Here is a 20,483-nt window from a genome sequence, read left to right as displayed (position 1 = left end):
GCTAAGGGCTGTTAGCCCCTAGATGCCTGAGTCTAGCGACCAGATGTAACCTGCAGAATGGCTTGTCTAAGATTGCCATTTAATACAAACGTAGAGTCTTCCGCGGCTTTGTTTATCAACTCGCTGTAATTTAGTTTGCCTGTTTCGTTCTCTTCCAGAATGCCTTTCTCTTTCAATATAGAAATGAAGTTTCTGAATAAGGTTTTATCGAAGAACTCAGGAGCGTTCAGGCCAAATAGGATAGACATTCTTTCTGCCATTAGCGTACTAAGCTTCTCGAGCTCTTCAGCGTTCATTGAGCCACTTTCTTTGCGTGTCAGAATAGCAATCACAATATAGTAGCGTTCAAGGGTCGGCATGATGAAGCTCGCTAGAGTCGTTAGTTTTACGAACTCGTTACTGCCGGTATTTGGCCTGTGAACTTCATCGTCCTTAAGTGTTAATAAACCCTTCTCTGCTAGGAGTTTCAACCAAGCTTCAAATTCTTTGTCGACTTCAGCGCTTTCCCACTGAATAAATAATTCAGCACGGATATAAGAGTAAACGGAACGGAAGATCCGATGTACTTCGGCTCTGCTCATTGCAGGGTTGTTTTGCGTAATGCAGGCGATTAACGCCGGAATAGCAAAGAGATGTAGTGTGTTATTGCGGTTATAGGTGAGCAAAACGGCGTTGCGATCATTCAATGAAATGATGTCGCCTAGTTCATTGCTTTGACGGCTTAGTAAGCCCATATCTTCTGTGTATTCGATCCATTCTTCTCCAGTACCTTCGGGGAAGGTAATATATGGAGAGTATGTTTGCTCTTTAAGTAGTGCTGCGAAAAATGAAGTTAAGTCTGCTAGTTTGTTGGCGTCCATGGCTTGTCGCTGTGTCGATAGCAATACTGTGGCTGTCAACGTGACCGGGTTAACCGCGGCTGATGCGTTGATGCGTGTTGCGATTTCTTTTGATAGGCCACCTACGACATCGTTAAACCAATCAGGTTTTTGATCGTTAATATTCTCAATGCTCTTAATATCATCTTTCCAAGATGACTGATTTTGATCTAGGTAGTTCTCTAAAATAATTGGCTCGCCAAAATTCAGAGCAACTTTACCGAATGATTTTCGTAAGTTCTTGAGAGATTTAAATAGACCGAATACAGATTCTTTTTGCTTTTCCTTGCCACGAAGTTCGCCCATATACGTACTGCCTTCGAGTACTTTCTCGTAGCCAAAATAAACGGGAATGAAAGCAATGGGTTTTTGCTGGTCTTTCAAGTAGCTAGCAACCGTCATAGCGACCATGCCAGCTTTAGGCTGCAGCGTTCGTCCAGTTCGGCTTCGACCACCTTCTACGAAATACTCTATTGAGTAGCCGCGTTTGAACATAATATGTATGTACTCGGCAAATACTGCTGCATAGAGCTTATTGCCTTTAAAGCTTCTGCGCATAAAGAACGCGCCGCCGCGACGAAGGATGCTGCCAACAACAGGAAGGTTTAGATTGATACCCGCAGCAATGTGGGGAACCATAATACCTTCTCGGAACAACAAAGAAGAAAGAAGTAGGTAGTCAATGTGGCTTCGATGGCAGGGTACATAGACAACGGCATGGTCTTTAGTGACTTCTTTTACTGCTTCGACATTTGAGGCGTAAATACCGTTATAGATTTTGTTCCATAAGCGATTAAGAACTCGTTCTAGAAAGTGGATAGTAGAAATCTGCAAGCTCGCGGCAATTTCATCACCATATTTTAAAGCTTGTTGTTTGAGTTCTTGTTTTGGTTTGCCTGATGCTTCGGACTCTTTTGCTATCGCATCGCGAACGGTCGGAGTGTCCACGATTGTTTGAACGAGCGTTTGGCGGTGACTAAGGTTAGGCCCAATAACCGTTTGACGAACGCGTCTGAAATGCACACGTAATATACGTGCGGCCATGCGCTGAGTTCGTTTTGCATCTTTCTCACTGTCGCCATTAAGCTCTTGCAATGAGATAGGTTTGCTAAATTGCACGTAAGTGCGGCGACCATGAAGAAGAATGATAAACAACTGACGAAGAGGGCTCGCAACGGACCAGTTGTCAGTCAAAAGCAATTGAAGCCACGAGCGCTCACGTGTTGGCGCACGGCCCCAGAAAATTGATACAGGTACAATTTGAACGTCGCTATCATCATCGTCTGCAACGTGCTGTGCTAATTGTTTTAGGCGGCCTGTTACGGTTGGACGTTGTTTGCGTTTGAAAAGTCGGCCCAAAGGCTCGTAAAGAAAGAAGAATGAGCGACGCACGTCTGAGTTGCCGAGTGCGAGCTTAGTTTGTGATGAGGGAAGCTTTTGTCTAATCGTTGATTCTTCGAGTACTAGGCGTCCCGAAAATGTGCGGTATTGCAGAACATAAATGACTGGCTTATCTGGGTCTAGTTCTAACTCATCGGCCTCTGCGCCTTTGATATCAACGCGTACCCACAAAAAAAGAATTTTTCTGAAAAACGTAAAGAGAAGGGTAGAAAGTTTGAAAAAACGACTCATACGGATCTTCATCCATTAAAAAAGTAGCGCATAGTGTAAGGCTTGGTTTTGTCTGGCGTAAAGCTTAAATGTTAGTGAATTACTTTGAATAAATATTACAAACATGACCATGTAGAAATGTTGGCAGTGATAGCTTGAAGTGCCCTTCGTCGACTCTATATCCTTGCGTGTGGCTCATAGAATCGTTCAGAGCCTTCTTTCATAATTAATGATCCAGTTAGAGACGAATAACAACATGATTACGGTTGATAAACTCACTAAGCAATTTGGTGATTTTTTTGCGGTAAATGGACTGACATTTACCGTTGAACCAGGTGAAATACTCGGTTTTCTTGGCCCTAATGGCGCAGGTAAATCGACAACGATGAAAATGCTGACGGGGTTTTTACAACCCAGCTCAGGCTCTGTATCGGTAATGGGGTTTGATGTGTTGAAGACGCCCGTCGAGGCCAAGCGTTTGATTGGCTATCTCCCTGAGGGTGCGCCGGCTTATGCTGATATGACTGTTCTTGATTCCTTGAGATTTGTCGGGAAAGTTAGAGGTTTTTCTGGGTCTGATCTCAATACGCGTATTCAAGAAACTGTTGATAAAGTCGCTCTGAATAGTGTGCTGAATAAACGTGTTGAAACTCTTTCCAAAGGTTTTCAACGTCGCTTAGGTTTGGCGCAAGCGATTCTTCATGATCCTCAGGTTTTGATTTTAGATGAGCCTACAGATGGTCTTGATCCGAACCAAAAGCATCAAGTGCGAGAGCTCATACAGAACTTATCTAAAGATAAAATTGTCATCGTTTCCACGCATATTCTTGAAGAGGTGAGCGCGGTTTGTACGCGTGCAATGATTCTCTCTGATGGGGCAATTAAGTTTGATGGCAGGCCTGAGGACTTGGCGGCCAAATCGGTTTATCACAATAGTATTCATGTGCACGTTGCTGAAAGACATTCGGAACTTAAAGCTAAGTTGATTCAATTGCCTCGCGTTTCAAAGGTGAACGAACTTTCTGAAGGTGCGTTACAGGTGCTGTCTGAAAATAAAGATTCAATATTGTCGGACGTGAATGCCGTCTTGCATAGCGGTTCTTACCAGATCGATGAGCTGCATGTTGAGCAAGGCAAGCTAGATGATGTGTTTCGTGCAATGACTTCAAAGGAGGTGAACTCATGAACGCCTTAAAAGTAGTGTTAGGGCGTGAATTGTCGAGTTATTTTGCAACGCCGGTAGCCTACATATTTCTCGTTATCTTTTTAATGTTGTCGGGTGTATTTACTTTTTACATTGGTCAATTCTTTGAGCGCGGCCAGGCAGACTTGGTCGCTTTCTTTAACTTTGTGCCTTGGTTGTATTTGGTTCTTATTCCCGCTGTCACCATGCGCTTATGGTCTGAAGAACGACGTAGCGGAACAATTGAATTGTTGATGACCTTGCCGCTTGCTACGTGGCAAGTTGTTCTAGGTAAATTTCTCGCAGCTTGGCTGTTTGTTGGTCTAGCACTGGTGCTAACTTTTCCTCTTTGGATTACGGTTAACTATCTTGGGAGCCCAGATAATGGTGTCATTCTTGGTGCCTATATTGGTGCTTGGCTTATGTCGGGTGGCTTTTTAGCTGTGGGCTCATGTCTTTCAGCGCTTAGCAAGAATCAAATTGTCGCCTTTATTCTCACACTTGTAGTGAGCTTTGTTCTCGTTGTGACTGGATTTCCAATCGTGCAAGACGCTTTTTCAGGTTGGGCACCGTTATGGCTAATTGATGCGGTGGCGAACTTGAGCTTTCTAACCCACTTTACCGCGATCTCTCGTGGCGTAATTGACGTCAGAGATCTTGTGTATTTTGCTGCCATGATAGGTATATGGCTATACGCAACATCACTCGTTGTTGACTTGAAGAAAGCAGATTAAGGAGGCCGCCATGAATAGTTCAATTATTTTAAAACTCGTTTCTGCGTTCGTAGCGCTCTTCTTAATCATTCTTTTGTCTTCTAATTTGCTCAGTGGTGTGCGACTTGATTTGTCAGAGGGAGGTTTGTATTCCTTATCTGACGGCACAGAGTCAATACTCGAAAACCTAGAGTCTGATGTGACGATCGATTACTACTTTTCTGAGCAAGCTACATCTCAATTACCAGCGCTAAGAACCTATGCTAAGCGTGTTGAAGAGTTGTTGACTGAATACGAGTCAAAGAGCAACGGAAAGCTAAGTATTAACAAGATTGATCTCGCGCCATTTTCCGAACAAGAGGATGAGGCGGCTTTAGCCGGTTTGCAAAGCGTTCCGGGTGGCGCACGTGGCGATGAAATTTACTTTGGCTTAGTCGCTAAAAACGCCGCGGGTCGAGAAGAAGTGGTTCCGTTTATCCAACCTGATAAAGAGGCATTCCTTGAGTACGACCTAACGCGTCTAATTTCCGCTTTATCACGCGAAACTTTACCCAAGATCGGCATTTATTCGGGGGCTGATATTCGTGGTGGGTTTGATGTAATGTCCCGTCAACAAACGCCTGAGTGGGCTGCATTGCAGTTCATCAATGATAATTTCGATCTGGAGTGGATTGAGGATGATGCCGACGCGATCGAAGGTGTTGATATGCTGCTGCTTATCGCTCCCCAAGATTTATCCCAACGCTTGCAGCTAGCGATTGATCAATATGCTTTGTCTGGTGGTAAGGTGATGGTTTTTGTTGACCCTTACATTGAAACAATGGCGATGATGAACGGAATGGCAACTGTTCAGAGCTCCAATATTTCAGCCTTGTTCGAGTCATGGGGCGTTGCATTTGATGAATCACAATTTATCACTGATTTCGAAAACTCAATGGTCGTGTCGCTAGGGCAAGGTGGCCAGCCAACTCGACATTTAGGGCTTTTGAGCCTTGGTCCTAATGCACTATCGCAAGATGATGTTGTTATGTTTGGGCTGGAAAGTATTAATCTTTCTTCAGTCGGTGCGATGAGTGCGGCGGAAGGTGCGAGTACGGTGTTTACTCCTGTTATTCAAAGTTCTGCACAAAGTGCTTTGGCAGATGTGAATGTGTTGACGACCTTGAATGATCCTTCGACCTTGATGAATGACTTTGTTCCGACTGAACAGCGCTATACCATCGCAGCAAGAGTAGGTGGTCCTGCAGAATCTGCATTTCCTGATGGGATTACTGTTTCTGAAGAGTTGGCCGATGGAGAGGGTAGCGTAGACCTTAAGTTAGAGCCATCTGTACTGAGTTCTGAAAATGTCAATATCATGATTGTCGCAGATAGTGATGTGCTCAGTGATCGCTTATGGGTGCAAGTGCAGAATTTCTTTGGACAACAAATTATTAGCCCTTGGGCTGACAATGGTAGCTTGCTGTTGAATTCAGTCGAGAACTTGTCGGGCCAGTCAGAGCTGATTTCTATTCGGGGTCAAGGTCGATATAGCCGTCCGTTTGAGCGCGTTGAGGCCTTGCAACGAGATGCTGAAGAGCGATTCTTGGCGCAACAAGAAGCCTTAGAGGCGCAATTAATTGCTACGGAAGAGCAAATGTTTGAGCTTGAGCAAATGCGTGATGGCGGTGACGTGGTGTCTCTGACAGAAGAGCAGAATAAAGCTTTACTTCGCTTCCAAGAAGAGAAGTTAAAAATTCGCAAGCAGCTGCGAGACGTTCAACATCAGCTAGATCAAGATATTGATGCGCTAGGTACAAAATTGAAGTTAATTAACATCTTCTTAGTACCTGTATTGATCTGCTTTTTTGCTTTAATGCTAGGCTTTCGTCAGCGTCGAATTGCAAATGCTTAAGGATTAATGTGGCGAATATACTAGTTCTAGATTCTGGGGTAGGAGGGCTGTCGATATGCCAAGCTCTTCTGTCTCAACTAGAGGGTGTTCAGATTAGATATGTCGCTGATGACGCCTGCTTTCCCTATGGGGTTAAAGGCGAGGCCTTTTTAATTGAGCGTTTGTCGCAGTTAATAAAGTTCAGTGAGCAACGTTTCGAATTTGATTTGATCGTTATTGCCTGTAACACCGCAAGCACGCTGGTGCTTCCAGCTTTACGGTCTTTGGTTAAAATTCCTGTGATCGGTGTCGTGCCAGCCATTAAGCCGGCGTCGGCCCTAACTCAAACAAAAAAAATTGCATTACTCGCAACGCCAGGCACTGTTTCCCGTCCTTACACTCAACAGTTAATAGATGACTTTGCGAGCGATTGTGAAGTTGTCCGTGTCGGTTCCAGAGTTCTTGTGGATCAGGCAGAGCGCTTGTTGAACGGATTGGTCTTGGATATCGATGCAATAGAACGAGAGTTAAAAGAAATCATTGCGGATGATCAGGTTGATACTGTAGTTCTGGGTTGTACGCACTTTCCTTTATTAAAGGATGTGATAGCCCGGTTTTTGCCAGGAAAGGGCTTTGTCGATTCAGCGCAAGCAATTGCGCGTAGGGCTGAGTCTTTGTTGGTTGATTTGCCACATAAGGCATCAAATGACGATAAGCACTTTGTTATGTTCACGGGTGCAGTACCAGAAAATAAGGTGTTTGAATCTTCCTTAAAGAGACTCGGAATGAGCCATGCTGTTTTGAGTAAGTTTGATATTTAGAGCGGGACATCGAAAACAAAAAGCGGCTATTGAGCCGCTTTTTTGTTTGTAAGGTGAATGCTTAAAGCTCTAGGCAATTTTCGCGTGAGGGCTCTCGAGTCGACTAAGTATCACTTCAGCAGGTTCTGCTCTTCCGAAATAGAAACCTTGAAGTTCTTGGCAACCTAAATCTTTCAAATATTGAAGTTGTACTTCGGTTTCTACGCCTTCAGCGACGATATTGAGCTTCAAGCCGTGAGCCATATTGATGATGGCGTTAACAATACAGGCATCGCCCATTGTCTCTTCAATGTCTTTTACAAAGCTTTGATCAACCTTAAGTGTGTGGATTGGCAACTTACGCAAGTAATTGAGGGATGAATATCCAGTGCCAAAGTCATCGATCGCAATGGTTACTCCGTGCTCAGATAAGCGATTGAGCTTTTTGGTCATCTGATCAAGGTCATTCATGATCGCGTTTTCGGTAATCTCAACTTCTAGGTTTGTTGCAGGGAAGTTGTTTCTTTCAAGTGTCTCGAGCAAATGATCTACAAATCGCGGGTGCTCGACCTGCAAGGGTGAGAAGTTAACCGAAAGGCGAATGTTTGGGTGTCCGTTATTGATCCAGCCTTGTACTTCTTGGCATGCAGAATTTAATACCCACTCACTAATGTCCGTGAGTAGCTTTGTTTCTTCTGCCAAAGGCAAGAACTCACCCGGGAATACCAAACCGCGAGTAGGGTGTTGCCAGCGCACTAGCGCTTCTACACCAATAACATCGTTCGTTTTTGCATTAATCTGTGGTTGGTAGAATACCTTGAATTCGTTGTTTTCTAATGCTCTGCGAATCTCTCGTTCGAGCTTAATGCGGTTTGAATCAGCTACTTCCATTGAAGGGCTAAAGAACTGGTAACCGTCTTTCCCGCGCGATTTCACGTGGTACATCGCTACATCGGCATTTTGAATCAATTGATCTACTGTGTCGCCAGCTGTCGGGAACATAGAAATGCCGATACTAACGCCAACGAATACTTCGTGTTCGCCCAGAATAAATGGTTCTTTAAGGGTGTTAATGACTTTCTTAGCGATAATGCGAGCATCTTCAGCGCTATTAATATTTGGTAGTAATAGCGTAAATTCGTCTCCGCCAAACCGTGAAAGGGTGTCGCATTTACGAATAACGTTATCCAGTCGCATTGCTACGGCTTGCAGTAGACGGTCACCCATTGCATGGCCGAGCGAGTCATTAATCACTTTGAATCGATCAAGATCGAGGAACATGACCGCTACTTGGTTGTCATTGCGTTTGGCTTGCGCCATGGCAAGGTTGAGTCGATCTTTAAATAGTGAGCGATTTGGTAAGCGTGTTAGCAGGTCATGATATGCCTGAAAGTTAATAAATTCTTCGGCTTCTTTTCTTTCTGTTATGTCGCGCGCCGTGCCATAAGTGCCGACAACCTGCAGAGACTCTTCGCCATTGATTTTCACTTTTCTCTCAATAGGGAAGAAGGTAATTTCAAAGTGACGTGAAGCGTGCTCGTTCTTTTTCACTTTCAGGCGAAGTTCAGAACTCCAAGCGCCATCTCTTTTTTTGCCGTGTTCCGTGAAGATGTAGTTGGCTCGGTCGATATCTTCGGCTTCAATAATAGTTTCGTAGCTTTTGCCCAATAAATCCTGTTTGCTGTAGCCAAGCAGTGTTTCAACTTTGCGGTTAAGGAAGGTGAAACGACCTTGGCGATCAAGCATAAATACAACGTCAGGTGAGCTATTGACGATGTAACGATGCAATTCTTCTGACTTTTGCAAGCGTGCCTGCATTTGGTGGTGAGCTTTCTCAAGCATAACTTTTTGCAGGCAATTTCGTGTTGTATTGATCAGTTCTGCAGAATCGTAAGGCTTGCGGAGGTAGTCATATGCGCCGCGGCGGAGGGCTTTACTGACGGCTGTGAATGACGATTCGCCACTAACGACGATAATGGCTGGATCCATGTTGTTTTCAGCAACAAAATCCATGACCTGATGACCGTCAATGTCGGGCATGTTTAAGTCGAGCAACACTAAGTCGAAGCTATCTTGTTTCAAGGCTTCGCATGCATTTAAGCCGCCCAAGGCTGTCGTGACATCAAAGCCTTGTGCAACGAGGAGTGCCTCCAAGCTTGTTAGCAGACGATACTCATCATCTACTACAAGTATTTTTGCCTGTTCAATATCCAGGTTTGCCACCTGTTTCGACTTTATGATTTTCATTCTAGTTGTTAACCGCTCGCACTATAGTAGTTTGTAAAGTGGAACTATCCAGTTCTACCGCTTCCTATTTAAGCGGTTTGAATTTATTTATTGCTCTGGTAGCAATATTTGAAACTGGGTGCCCTTGCCATCACTTCTACATGTGATTGTTCCTCGCGCTTCCGTTACGAGGTTTTTCGTAATGCTCAACCCTAAACCTGAGTGGCCTGCTCCTTTGGTAGTCGAAACTGGCGTAAATAAGTTCTTTTGTATTTCTTCTGGAATACCTGGACCATTGTCAGTGATTTTTATTTCACAAAAGCTATGGCCGTTGACGTTGATGCTGCTTTTTGTGGCAATACTGATTTTACCACCCTCAGGCATTGCTTCGACGGCATTCTTCATAAGGTTAGTTAATATTTGCCGCAGACTGCCAGGGCTGATGTCGACTGGGCGTAGGCTACTATCTGGCAGGTATTCGCTGTCGATACTCTTGGCCAAGAATAGTGAACTTTTGTACAGGGTTAGAAGGTTTTTGATTTCTAAGTTGATGTCAGCGTCGCCTTCATCGTGCGTAATATCTTGCTGCAGATCCCTTAATCGAAAGATTATCTGGCTTGCGCGCTCTAGCTCTTCTTTAAGAACTTGTAGTTCTTCTTGTACTTCGTCTTCTTCGCTGAGTTTCAGGGAAAGGCTGCTCAAATAGTTATTGATGATGCTAAGAGGGTTGTTCGCCTCATGTGCAATCTCGCGAACCTTTGCGTTTAATGAGTTGATTTCAGAATCAGTGTTTTCTGCGCAGTGGGCTTGTTCTATATCTATGCATTGGCGCTTAAATTGGCTGATCAGAATGCTTAAGAAATTAGGATGAAGTCTTTCCTTATTTGAATGCAATGTTGTAGCGATGACTGCGATGATGCGCTCCCCATCGAGTAGAGGAAGACAGAGCATGTGCTGTGCATCGAGCAACCGGAGAATTTGTTGGTTAGCAACAAAGGCAGAGTCATCATCGATTGAGCTGAGCACTTCATTTCTCAGTGCAGATTTCGCCGCAAGACTACTGCCCTCATTTAGAGGGAAACAAAGTGGTGCTTCGTAGCTGTCTTCGATAAGAACAAGTTCGTTGTCTTCGTTCCAAAATAGTGCCGTTTGGCGAGTGCCAAGCAGTAGTGACAGAGAGTGCTGAATTTGGGTTGCGAGTTCTATTTTTGTCTTGGCTTTTGAAACAAGATCCCGAGAAATGTTTTGAAGATTTTGGTCTCTAATGGCTCGTGCTAGAGATATATGTGCTTCTTGATCATCTTGTTTGTCGAGTTGCACGCCCATGCTCTCAGCTACTTGGATAACTTCTTCATCTATTTTTCGACAGATTTCAGAGATGAGGGATGGGTTGAGTTCAAATAAGCTGTTCGTCGTTTCAACACTCTGCTGCATGCTCTGTTGCGCATCATTGCTAAGAGCGCTTGCAGCATACAATATTTTGACCAAATGCTGAGCGCCCAGAATGTCGACTGTGTTTGCGTGATGATAACGAATCGCATCGATTGCATAAGGGCTTAGCCCCCATTCGTTTGCGAGTTGTGCACCAAGTTCTGCGTGATCAATACCGAATGTACCCAACTCATGCTTTAAGCGTTTATCTTCGTCGGGCTGCTCTTCTCTCAGAGTTAAATATTCTTTGTTGAAGTTTCTTGAGAGTACGAGTTCTCCAATGTTGTGTAATAAGCCGGTCAAGTAGGCTTCTTCTGGTTTAGGGTAGCTTGTGAGTATGGCGAGAGATTTGGCGAGTAATGCGCAGCTCAAAGACCGTCGCCAGAACTCTTTTAAAAACTCATGATTTCCGTGGCTTAAACCTGAAAAAAACTGGTGGATAGACGCCGTGATTACAATCGTTCGAATGGTGTCGATGCCAAGTACTAGCAAAGCACGATCTAAAGAACGAATAGGGGTGCCGCGGTTATACAAAGTTGAATTGGCCATTGCCACAACGCGTGCAGAGATGCTCGCATCACGTGCGATGATTTCTGCAAGCGACTGAAAACTTGAATCATGGTTTTGGCAGCTATCCAATACGTCAGCCAAGATGCTAGGCAGAGTAGGTAGTTTGCTGACTTCAAGTTCTTTTAAAATGTTTTGTGAATTGACTGGCATGTTCGCAAAAAAATAGGATTTATAGCTTTTTTTTAAGCTTAGACAATATTCTTTAAAAATTAAAAGTTTGCGCGTTCTTTTTTATGTGATGCTTGAATTTTCTGGTCGTATTGTGAGCAAAGCTCGCGCGTTTTGTGGCTTGTCAATCCTTTTTATGATTCCGCAAACCCTTTAGAATTACTGAAATACAACGATAAAAGCACAACCGATAGGCCATATTGCCTAGTTCGCGTTTGAGCTTGAAACAACGAAAAGCGAGCCCGATGAACGTCATTAACTTGAATAAGTCAAAGTCTCAAAAACCAATGCCTCGTGTTCTCGCGATTACCGGCGGTAAAGGAGGTGTTGGTAAAACAAGCGTTTCTGTAAATTTAGCCATCGCGCTCGCGAAGAATGGCTCGAAAGTATGCTTGTTTGACGCAGACACTGGGCTAGCCAATATCAACGTGATGTTGGGTCTCCATCCTGCTTATACGCTTGAGCATTTGTTTACCGGCGAAAAAGAGATTCAAGATATTGTTCTTGAAGGTCCCGAGGGTATTCATATCATTCCTGGTGCCTCAGGCTTCGCTCAATGTGTTGAGCTAGATCTGCAACAGCAATCTCGTCTTGTTGATTCAATTAGCACCCTAGAACCTAATTACGATTATCTGCTGGTTGATACGGCAGCGGGTATTTCTCCCACAGTGCTGCATTTTGTTGCAGCATCGCAGGTTGCAGCAGTCGTTATTACTCCAGAGCCTACTTCGTTAACGGACGCGTTCTCTTTGCTCAAAGTGTTGCGTCGTCGTGGATACCGTCGCAAAGTCGAAGTCATCGTAAATATGGCAACGAATGCGCGACAAGCTGAAAAAGTGTATCGACGTTTCGAGGCTGCGGTTAAGAAGTATTTGGGTTTACGTACAGAGCAGCTAGGGGCTTTGTGGATGGACGAAAGCATGCGTAGTGCGGTCGCGTTGCAGCGTCCTGTCGCGCTCTTCCAGAAAGAAGACCCATCAGCACGCGGTTTTTATCGCTTGGCGGAACGCGTTGATGACTTATTTAACGCCCCCAAAGTACCGAAACTCGCATTTAGTAGTTATTGGAAAAAGCTTGTAGATCGTTCTCAAGAGCTTGCTAGAAAGAAAGTCGAAGAAGCTGCACAAACCAATACGTATACTGCGCATCCAGAGCCTCCTGTTTCTAGTCCTGACGTTTCTCGTCCTGATGGTATGCGTGTCCGAGAAGACAAGCCTGCCATGGTTGTGGATTTGAATTCTGGCTCCTACAAAGAGTCATTGAGCCAAGTTCAAGAACAGATCAAAAAACAAAAACAGACAATCGCTGCAGAAGCCGCTGAGCCTGACAGTCAGGAATTACTCTCTGATCAGTCTGAAAATGCGTGGGTTGATCTGCGTATTCGCATGAACCGTTTCTTTACCGATCCAAATACAACGCCTGAGCAAGTCACGACACTTATTTCTAGTTGTATTTATGCCTACGGAGATCGGTTAGGTGATTCTGCAATCGATCTATTGCATGGCTTGTTAAGCACGTTAACGCCTAGCTCTATCAATGAAGAGCATCGTCTTTTGTTGCTCGCAGAATATGAGCGTCTTGAATTGGCGAAGCCAACCGGCATGCCAGCGCCATCAGCCAGTTCAGTAGAGGCTTTGGATCGTGAGGAAATTCGTGTTGATGAACCTTCCGAGCAGAGTGTTTACGATGAGAAAGGTTTTGGTTCTCAGAGTAAGTTGGCTGAGCAAATTCGTAGCTCATCTAATACCGTCCCTCTTGAAACGTTACTCGAGTCTATAAAATACGCCTCATTGGTTGACTCGCCTCAGGACTGAGCGTAGCTTTTTGATGCTGAAATTATCTAGGCATCATTTGTAGCAAAAGCTGCGACTTAGTCCGTGCTAAGTTCTTATAAATGTTGCCCAGCTGCCTAACAAAAATAAGAGGAAGCGCCATGACAGAGCAACATATTTATCCTGTTTCTCCTGAACTTGAAGAATTTTCAACGCTTAACAAAGACCAATATTTAGAGCTATATAAGGCATCTATTGATGACCCAGAGAGTTTCTGGGCAGAGCAAGCCAAAAGAATCGATTGGTTTAAGCCGTTTACCAAAGTCAAAGACGTATCTTATGCATCGAAAGATTTGCATATTCGTTGGTTTGAAGACGGTATCTTGAACGCGTCCTACAATTGTTTAGACCGTCACTTGGCTGATAAGGGCGATCAAACTGCGATTATCTATGAAGGTGATGATCCTTCCCAATCTGAACATATCTCATACAAACAGCTGCATGAGAGAGTATGTCGTCTTGCGAACGGCCTGAAAGAATTAGGTGTAGAGAAAGGGGATATCGTCACCTTATATATGCCGATGGTTCCAGAAACAGGCATCGCTATGCTGGCCTGTGCGCGCATCGGTGCCGTGCATTCCGTTGTTTTTGGGGGGTTTTCCCCGGAAGCTCTCGCAGCCAGAATTGAAGATGGTCAGTCTAAATGGTTGATTACGGCTGATGAGGGTATTCGTGGCGGGAAGTCTATTCCATTAAAGAATAACGTGGATGAGGCTTTTGAAGTAGGGAATATCGGGCATGTGAAGAATGTCGTTATGCTTCAGCGTACCGGTGGCGATGTGTCATTTGTTGAAGGTCGTGATGTATGGATGCATGAGTTGATGGAGCGTCAGGGTGCTTATTGTGACGCTGAACCGATGAGCGCTGAAGATCCCTTGTTTATGCTGTATACCTCTGGTTCAACTGGCAAGCCTAAGGGCGTTTTGCATACTACTGGTGGTTATCTTACTTACGCATCCTTTACGCATGAGAAAGTATTTGATTATCGCGAGGGCGAAGTTTTCTGGTGTACCGCGGATTTCGGATGGATTACTGGGCATAGCTATATTTTGTACGGTCCATTGTGTAATGGTGCGACAACAGTGTTGTTTGAAGGCGTGCCAAATTATCCTGATGCTTCTAGGTTCTGGCAGGTTGTTGAAAAACATCAGGTGAACGTATTTTATACCGCGCCGACCGCAATTCGTGCGTTGATGGCTGCTGGTGATGATAAAGTTCAATCCTACAACCGAGATAGCATTCGTCTTTTAGGCTCGGTGGGCGAGCCAATTAATCCAGAAGCTTGGGAATGGTACTACGAAGTAGTCGGAGAAAAACGTTGTCCTATTGTTGATACGTGGTGGCAAACGGAAACCGGCGGCGTATTGATCTCCGCTATTCCGGGAGCGACGACTTTGAAGCCAGGCTCAGCAACGCGTCCATTGTTTGGTGTGAAACCTGCGATTGTCGATAACGAAGGCAATATTCTAGAAGGCGAATGTGAAGGGAATTTAGTCTTAATGGATAGTTGGCCTGGTCAAATGCGCACCGTCTACGGTGATCATGAGCGCTTTATTCAAACCTATTTTTCGACGTATGAAGGAATGTATTTTACGGGTGATGGAGCTAGACGTGATGCAGATGGGTACTACTGGATTACTGGTCGAGTCGATGATGTATTGAATGTCTCTGGACACCGCATGGGAACAGCCGAGATAGAGAGCGCGCTTGTTGCTCATAGCGCTGTTGCTGAAGCGGCGGTTGTTGGTTTTCCGCATGACATCAAGGGGCAGGGCATCTACGTCTATGTTTCGATGATGGCAGATGCTGATTTGTCTGATCGTACTGCACTTGTGAGTGAGCTCAAAGATTGGGTGCGTAAAGAGATCGGCCCTGTCGCAACACCAGATTTGATCCAGATCTCAGGAGGTCTTCCTAAAACGCGTTCAGGTAAAATTATGCGTCGTATTCTGAGAAAAATTGCAGCGAATGAGTATGACAGTCTTGGTGATACGTCTACGTTGGCAGACCCAAGCGTTGTCGATGTCTTGATCGACGAACGCCTGAATCGTTAGACCATACTACTTATCGAAGTTTGAAAGAGAGAGCCATGCGCTCTCTTTTTTATTTAGTAATTTCTGAAATTGGGTGATGGCATCATCTTGTGACGTTTGATGCTTGCTTACCATAATCAAGTTTGAACCTTTTTTCTTTACACGCTCTGTGTAGAAAGATCTAAAGTTGGCGATAGTGATTGCTTCGATCGCATTGATCATTTGTTCTTTGCTATCAAACTTGGCAACTTTCTTGTCTATCTCGCTCCAGTATCGATTGCTTCGCTGTCCAATATTGGTCTCTTTTTCTTCTAAGCGGGAGATCACTGCTTTTTTATAACGAGCGAATTCTTCTTCTGAAAGCGAATTAATACGGTCAACTTGAGCGTCCAGAAATGTTCGTGTTTCATTAAATAACTGGTCTGTACTGGCACTTGGCGATTGAACAATGAACGCTATTCCCGGAACTTCGAGCAATGGGTAGGGTGTTGCGAACACGATATAGCCAAGCTGTTTCTCGGTTCTAAGCTGAGCATAATAGTCATTGCCGATTGCCTGGCTCATTAGTGAATACAATGCGCGTTCAGAATAACTTTTAGTTTCGCCTTGCATGTAAAACACCATGCTCGAATCTGGGTGGTCAATATCTAGCGCTTTAGCCCAGTCTTCTTCACCTTCTAAATTAAGAACACTTGCGCGCTCCACACTCTGAATCTTAGCGGGCTCGAGAATATGTTTTTCAACAAGTTTTGCCATCTTTTCGGTTTTATCTTGTTCGACATTGCCGTTGCTAAGTACTGCGGTATCTACGGTCGAGAAAAACAGATTTTTAAATTCTCGCAGCTGCTCGATAGAGATCTTTTCAAGTGCCACAAGCTTTTCTTCTGAGTTCCAAGACGGGCTAAGTATGTCATCTTGAATCGCTGTGATGGCTTGCTGGAATGGCTTTCTTTCTTTTTCGTTTTCAAGAGATCTTTTCAGTCGCTCTTTGATGTTTTCAAAGCGCTCATCTCTTAGTTCGCTGTGTTTGATTTTCTTCAAGATCGTTTCAAGAAGTACATCTTGCTTATCGTTGTATCCCGCTATTTTGAGCGTAACACCTCTAAGGTGCTTGTATAGGTCGTAGCTCAAGCCAGCAAGATAAGCGGGGTAAGAAAATTCAACGAGGTTATCGGTTAGCATCGAAACGAGTAACTGCGTCATAACCAAGTGTTCGACAGTATCGACGGCATGAGGAGAGCGAATGCTGACAAAGAATGTTGATTTTGGTGTTCCGAATTCTGTGTCAGTCGCGTGCCATAATTCCATACCTTTAGGCGCCGAGAGCAACACAGGAATAGGGTTGTTTTCTGCTTTGCTGAGCTCGGTGTTGCTCGGAATGAAGTTGTTTGGCTCAGGCAAGGCTAAGTCTTTGCTAGCTTCCGCCTTTTTAAGTTGATTTACCAAGCTCACAGATAGGCTTTTAACCGAGTAGGGAGCCTTAAACCATTGTGTTTCTTGATCGGTTTCTAGATCTTTTGCTTTTACGCTAACTAAAAGATTGTCGGGTGTAAGCAGGTGTAGGTAATCGCTAATTAATTCCTTATCAAACTTGTTTAGCTTGTAGGGCGCGCTGAGAATATCCTGTGCCGAGAACTCATGCAGTGCTGAGGACAAGCTTCTGACGTAGGACAGCGCTGGGACTTTTTCTTGGAACTTGAATGCAATTTCTGATAGTTGTTTTTGTTCAGTGAAATACATTTCATTGAGGTCGTTTTGTTTTAGCAGGTTGATGTAGGCAAATACGGCATTGATGACTTCATCTTGTTGCTTTAGGCCTGTCTCGGTAAGGCTCATAGAGATGATAAACATCCCTTGATTATCTGTGTCGAACTGAGGGCCAGCAGATAGCGTATCAACAAGCTGCTTCTTTTTAAGAGAGGAAAGCAGGCTGCCTTTTCCTTCATGCCCTATAAGGTTGGCAATATATCCAAGAGGTTGCGTATTGATGTAAGGACGAGACGTCGGAACAGGGAAGCTTAATGAAATACTTCGTGTGTCTTTGATACTTTTGACTTGAATTTTTGCTGGTAAAAAACCACCGCTAAAAAATGGTGTCGTGGTTTTATGTTCAGGTAAATTTTTGTTCGCGATGCTTGAGAATTTCTCTTCCACCCAGCTGGATAGTGTTTCAAGGTCTTCTTTGCCAAGTACAGTGAGCTTCATTCGATTTGCTGTGTACTGCATGTCGTAAAACTCTAAGAGCGCTTCACGCAGAGTAATGTCAGGCTGATCAACTAAGGTTTCTAAGTTACCAACTGCAAATTTTTTGTAGGGATGATCGGGATTTAATATGGCTTTGAAACTTTCTAAGTAGCGACGACCGTCATCTTGGATTTTTGAACTGTATTCTGAGTGCACTGCATTGACTTCTCGTTGCACATAATCTGCGTTAAACAATGGTGCAGTGAATTGTTGAGAGAAACGATCGAGTGCTGGCTCTAGGTATTCGGCGGACACATCAAAGAAGTAATTAGTGTGTTCAAGTGATGTGTAGGCATTATGACCGCCCCCATGCTCGCTAATAAACTTTTGATATGCGTCAGGCTCTGGATATTTATGGGTCCCGAGAAAGAGCATGTGCTCAAGAAAATGCGCCAATCCTGGAAATTCGATTGGGTCGTGTGAACTTCCCACTTTAATATCGAGAGAAGCAGCGCCTTTGTCCGCTTCTTTGTCAGAAATGATTAGAACGTCGAGTTTGTTCTCGAGAGTGAACGATGCATATTCACGTTTGTCGTTAGGACTCTTTTCAATATCGAAGTTAAGTTCAATTGCTGATGAAGTTGCGCTGAGCGCGAGTAAAAATAGTGTGCCAAAGGCGAGAAGCGTACGGTATATCACCGAGTGGGTCTCCTTGAAACTGGAATAAAGCCGAGCGTAGCTTAGCAACTGCTTGTTATCGGAAAAGTGATCCGGTTGTGATTACTATAGTTTGATCGTGCGTTTAACAAAATTTGAATTATAAAAAATTGGAGTTGTTGCTCTATGAGGACGTGACTTATATTGATTGCATTAGGAATCATTGAGCGCATTTTTGTTCCTCAAATTTTAATAAATCTAAGAATTAGCTCAGCATACGTGTTGAGATCACTGCCTAAGGATAAAACGATGAGTTATTTCATTACCGGTGGAACCGGCTTTATTGGACGCTTTCTTGTAGAAAAGTTATTAGCACGTGGCGAGACCATATACCTCTTAATGCAAGAGTCGAGCATGCATAAATACGATGCATTGCTTGAGCGTATTGGTGCAACATCAAAGCAGGTTGTTGCTGTGAAAGGCACACTGACCAAGAAAAATCTTGGTATTGCCAAAGCAGATATGGATGAGCTTAAAGGTAAGGTTGACCATTTCTATCATCTTGCAGCGATCTATGATTTATATGCTTCTGAAGAAGTGCAGCAAACAGTGAATATTGATGGCACGCGTAACGCGATTGCTGCTGCAAAAGCAATGAAAGCAGGGTGCTTCCATCACGTAAGCTCTATCGCGGCAGCCGGTTTGTATCGCGGTGTGTTCCGTGAAGATATGTTTAAAGAAGCGCAAAAGCTTAATAACCCTTACTTGCGCACTAAACATGATTCAGAAGCAATTGTGCGTGAAGAGTGCAAAGTGCCATGGCGTGTATACCGCCCAGGTATGGTTGTTGGTCATTCTAAGACGGGTGAGATTGATAAGATCGACGGCCCTTACTACTTCTTTAAAATGCTTCAAAAAGTTCGTCGTGCAATACCTCAGTGGATGCCAACGATTGGTGTTGAAGGCGGCAGAATGAATATCGTGCCGGTTGATTTTGTCGTTGATGCTTTAGAGTACATTTCGCATGTTGAAGGTGAAGATGGCGGGTGTTTCCATCTAACAGATCCTGATCCATATAAGTTGGGTGAAGTTTTGAACATCTTTGCGAAGGCAGGTCATGCGCCAACGATGGCGATGCGTATTGATGCGCAAATGTTCAACTTTATCCCTTCAATGCTTCGTAACGGCGTTAAGAACTTGCCGCCAGTTAAACGTTTAACCTCGGCGTTCTTAAACGACTTTGGTGTTCCAGAGTCAGCGATGGAGTTCATCAACTATCCAACCAAATTTGATTCGCGTGAAACAGAGCGAGTGCTCCGTGACTCTGGTATCGAATGTCCAGATCTTAAGTCTTATTCCGCACCGATTTGGGATTTCTGGGAGCGTAATCTTGATCCTGACTTATATAAAGATCGCACTTTACGTGGCACGGTTGAGGGTAAGGTATGTGTCATTACCGGTGCGACTTCAGGCATTGGTTTAGCAACGGCAAAAGTCTTAGCGGAAGCAGGTGCGATTACCTGTATCGCAGCGCGTACACTCGACAAGCTTGAAGAAGTTAAATACGAGCTTGAGCAAAACGGCGGTACTGTTTACGCGTACCAATGTGATTTTTCGAATATGGAAGACTGTGATCGTTTTGTTGCTGAAGTTGAGAAGGATCACGGCGCGGTTGATTTCTTAATCAATAATGCCGGTCGCTCGATTCGTCGTTCTATAAACCTTTCGTTTGATCGTTTCCACGATTTCGAGAGAACGATGCAGCTTAATTACTTCGGCTCGCTTCGCTTGATACTTGGTTTCGCTCCGAAGATGCTTGAGCAGGGACGAGGTCATATTGTAAATATCTCATCTATCGGTGTTTTGACAAATGCTCCGCGTTTCTCTTCGTATGTAGCCTCGAAGGCAGCATTGGATGCGTTCTCGCGATGTGCTGCGGCAGAATTCTCAGATAGTAATGTGAGTTTTACGACCATCAACATGCCGTTGGTAAAAACGCCAATGATCGGTCCAACTAAGATCTACGACTCGGTGCCAACGCTAACGCCAGAAGATGCAGCAGATTTAATTGCGAAAGCAATCGTTCATCGTCCGAAGCGTATCGCGACGCGACTAGGTATTTTTGCACAAGTCTTACATGCTCTCGTACCAAAAGCGGGTGAGATTATTATGAATACGGGTTACAAAATGTTCCCAGATTCTGCAGCGGCGCAAGGTAAAGACCAGAAAGCTGATAAGCCAAAAGTCTCGACGGAGCAAATGGCCTTTGCTGCGATCATGCGAGGAATTCATTGGTAGCATCCAGCGTATAAGAAAAAAGCCCC

At 44.3% G+C, this 20,483-nt stretch carries 11 protein-coding genes; 7 read left to right on the top strand and 4 right to left on the bottom strand.

Going from position 1 to position 20,483, the window contains the following annotated elements:
• Positions 1 to 32 precede the first annotated feature (32 nt).
• Entirely contained in the window at positions 33 to 2,510 is a 2,478-nt protein-coding gene (plsB, locus tag A3762_RS12485) for a glycerol-3-phosphate 1-O-acyltransferase PlsB (RefSeq protein ID WP_068755878.1), read from the bottom strand.
• A 235-nt stretch (positions 2,511 to 2,745) separates the two neighbouring features.
• Between plsB and A3762_RS12480 the strand changes: the two genes are divergently transcribed.
• From A3762_RS12480 to murI, 4 genes are read left to right on the top strand one after another with little or no spacing between them, the layout of a single operon-like run.
• Positions 2,746 to 3,675: an ABC transporter ATP-binding protein gene (locus tag A3762_RS12480; protein ID WP_068755876.1), complete on the top strand. Its 930-nt coding sequence runs from the start codon at positions 2,746 to 2,748 to the stop codon at positions 3,673 to 3,675.
• Positions 3,672 to 4,406, top strand: a complete 735-nt coding sequence (locus A3762_RS12475; RefSeq protein ID WP_068481997.1) for an ABC transporter permease subunit — start codon at positions 3,672 to 3,674, stop codon at positions 4,404 to 4,406. The genes A3762_RS12480 and A3762_RS12475 overlap by 4 nt, the downstream gene beginning before the upstream one ends.
• A 10-nt stretch (positions 4,407 to 4,416) precedes the next feature.
• Positions 4,417 to 6,279, top strand: coding sequence for a Gldg family protein (locus tag A3762_RS12470; protein WP_068755829.1), 1,863 nt, complete (start codon positions 4,417 to 4,419; stop codon positions 6,277 to 6,279).
• 8 nt (positions 6,280 to 6,287) lie between these two features.
• Complete coding sequence (gene murI / locus A3762_RS12465; RefSeq protein WP_082869109.1) at positions 6,288 to 7,079, top strand: glutamate racemase; 792 nt, start codon at positions 6,288 to 6,290, stop codon at positions 7,077 to 7,079.
• A 69-nt stretch (positions 7,080 to 7,148) separates the two neighbouring features.
• Here murI and A3762_RS12460 read toward each other — a convergent pair whose 3' ends face one another.
• Positions 7,149 to 9,281: a bifunctional diguanylate cyclase/phosphodiesterase gene (locus tag A3762_RS12460; RefSeq protein ID WP_231878804.1), complete on the bottom strand. Its 2,133-nt coding sequence runs from the start codon at positions 9,279 to 9,281 to the stop codon at positions 7,149 to 7,151.
• A gap of 111 nt (positions 9,282 to 9,392) precedes the next feature.
• Entirely contained in the window at positions 9,393 to 11,435 is a 2,043-nt protein-coding gene (locus A3762_RS12455) for an HDOD domain-containing protein (RefSeq protein WP_068755825.1), read from the bottom strand.
• 263 nt (positions 11,436 to 11,698) lie between these two features.
• Between A3762_RS12455 and A3762_RS12450 the strand changes: the two genes are divergently transcribed.
• Positions 11,699 to 13,267: a P-loop NTPase gene (locus tag A3762_RS12450; RefSeq protein ID WP_068755823.1), complete on the top strand. Its 1,569-nt coding sequence runs from the start codon at positions 11,699 to 11,701 to the stop codon at positions 13,265 to 13,267.
• Between the two features lie 119 nt (positions 13,268 to 13,386).
• Entirely contained in the window at positions 13,387 to 15,339 is a 1,953-nt protein-coding gene (acs, locus tag A3762_RS12445; RefSeq protein WP_068755821.1) for an acetate--CoA ligase, read from the top strand.
• Between the two features lie 6 nt (positions 15,340 to 15,345).
• Here the strand turns inward: acs and A3762_RS12440 are convergent, their stop codons facing one another.
• Positions 15,346 to 18,201: an insulinase family protein gene (locus tag A3762_RS12440; RefSeq protein WP_068755819.1), complete on the bottom strand. Its 2,856-nt coding sequence runs from the start codon at positions 18,199 to 18,201 to the stop codon at positions 15,346 to 15,348.
• Between the two features lie 267 nt (positions 18,202 to 18,468).
• On the opposite strand from A3762_RS12440, the gene A3762_RS12435 reads away from it, so the two are divergent.
• Positions 18,469 to 20,457: an SDR family oxidoreductase gene (locus A3762_RS12435; RefSeq protein WP_068755874.1), complete on the top strand. Its 1,989-nt coding sequence runs from the start codon at positions 18,469 to 18,471 to the stop codon at positions 20,455 to 20,457.
• Positions 20,458 to 20,483: the final 26 nt, after the last annotated feature.

It is taken from the genome of Oleiphilus sp. HI0125 (assembly GCF_001635355.1).
The sequence above is the reverse complement of the archived record's forward strand: the minus strand, read 5'-3'. Positions and strand labels throughout refer to the sequence as shown.

What these genes read in the sequence shown, in the direction of transcription:
- A3762_RS12435 (WP_068755874.1), top strand. Translation starts at nt 18,469, where the DNA reads ATGAGTTATTTCATTACCGGTGGAACCGGCTTTATTGGACGCTTTCTT.
- acs (WP_068755821.1), top strand. Translation starts at nt 13,387, where the DNA reads ATGACAGAGCAACATATTTATCCTGTTTCTCCTGAACTTGAAGAATTT.
- A3762_RS12480 (WP_068755876.1), top strand. Translation starts at nt 2,746, where the DNA reads ATGATTACGGTTGATAAACTCACTAAGCAATTTGGTGATTTTTTTGCG.
- A3762_RS12475 (WP_068481997.1), top strand. Translation starts at nt 3,672, where the DNA reads ATGAACGCCTTAAAAGTAGTGTTAGGGCGTGAATTGTCGAGTTATTTT.
- A3762_RS12455 (WP_068755825.1), bottom strand. Translation starts at nt 11,435, where the DNA reads ATGCCAGTCAATTCACAAAACATTTTAAAAGAACTTGAAGTCAGCAAA.
- A3762_RS12450 (WP_068755823.1), top strand. Translation starts at nt 11,699, where the DNA reads ATGAACGTCATTAACTTGAATAAGTCAAAGTCTCAAAAACCAATGCCT.
- plsB (WP_068755878.1), bottom strand. Translation starts at nt 2,510, where the DNA reads ATGAGTCGTTTTTTCAAACTTTCTACCCTTCTCTTTACGTTTTTCAGA.
- A3762_RS12470 (WP_068755829.1), top strand. Translation starts at nt 4,417, where the DNA reads ATGAATAGTTCAATTATTTTAAAACTCGTTTCTGCGTTCGTAGCGCTC.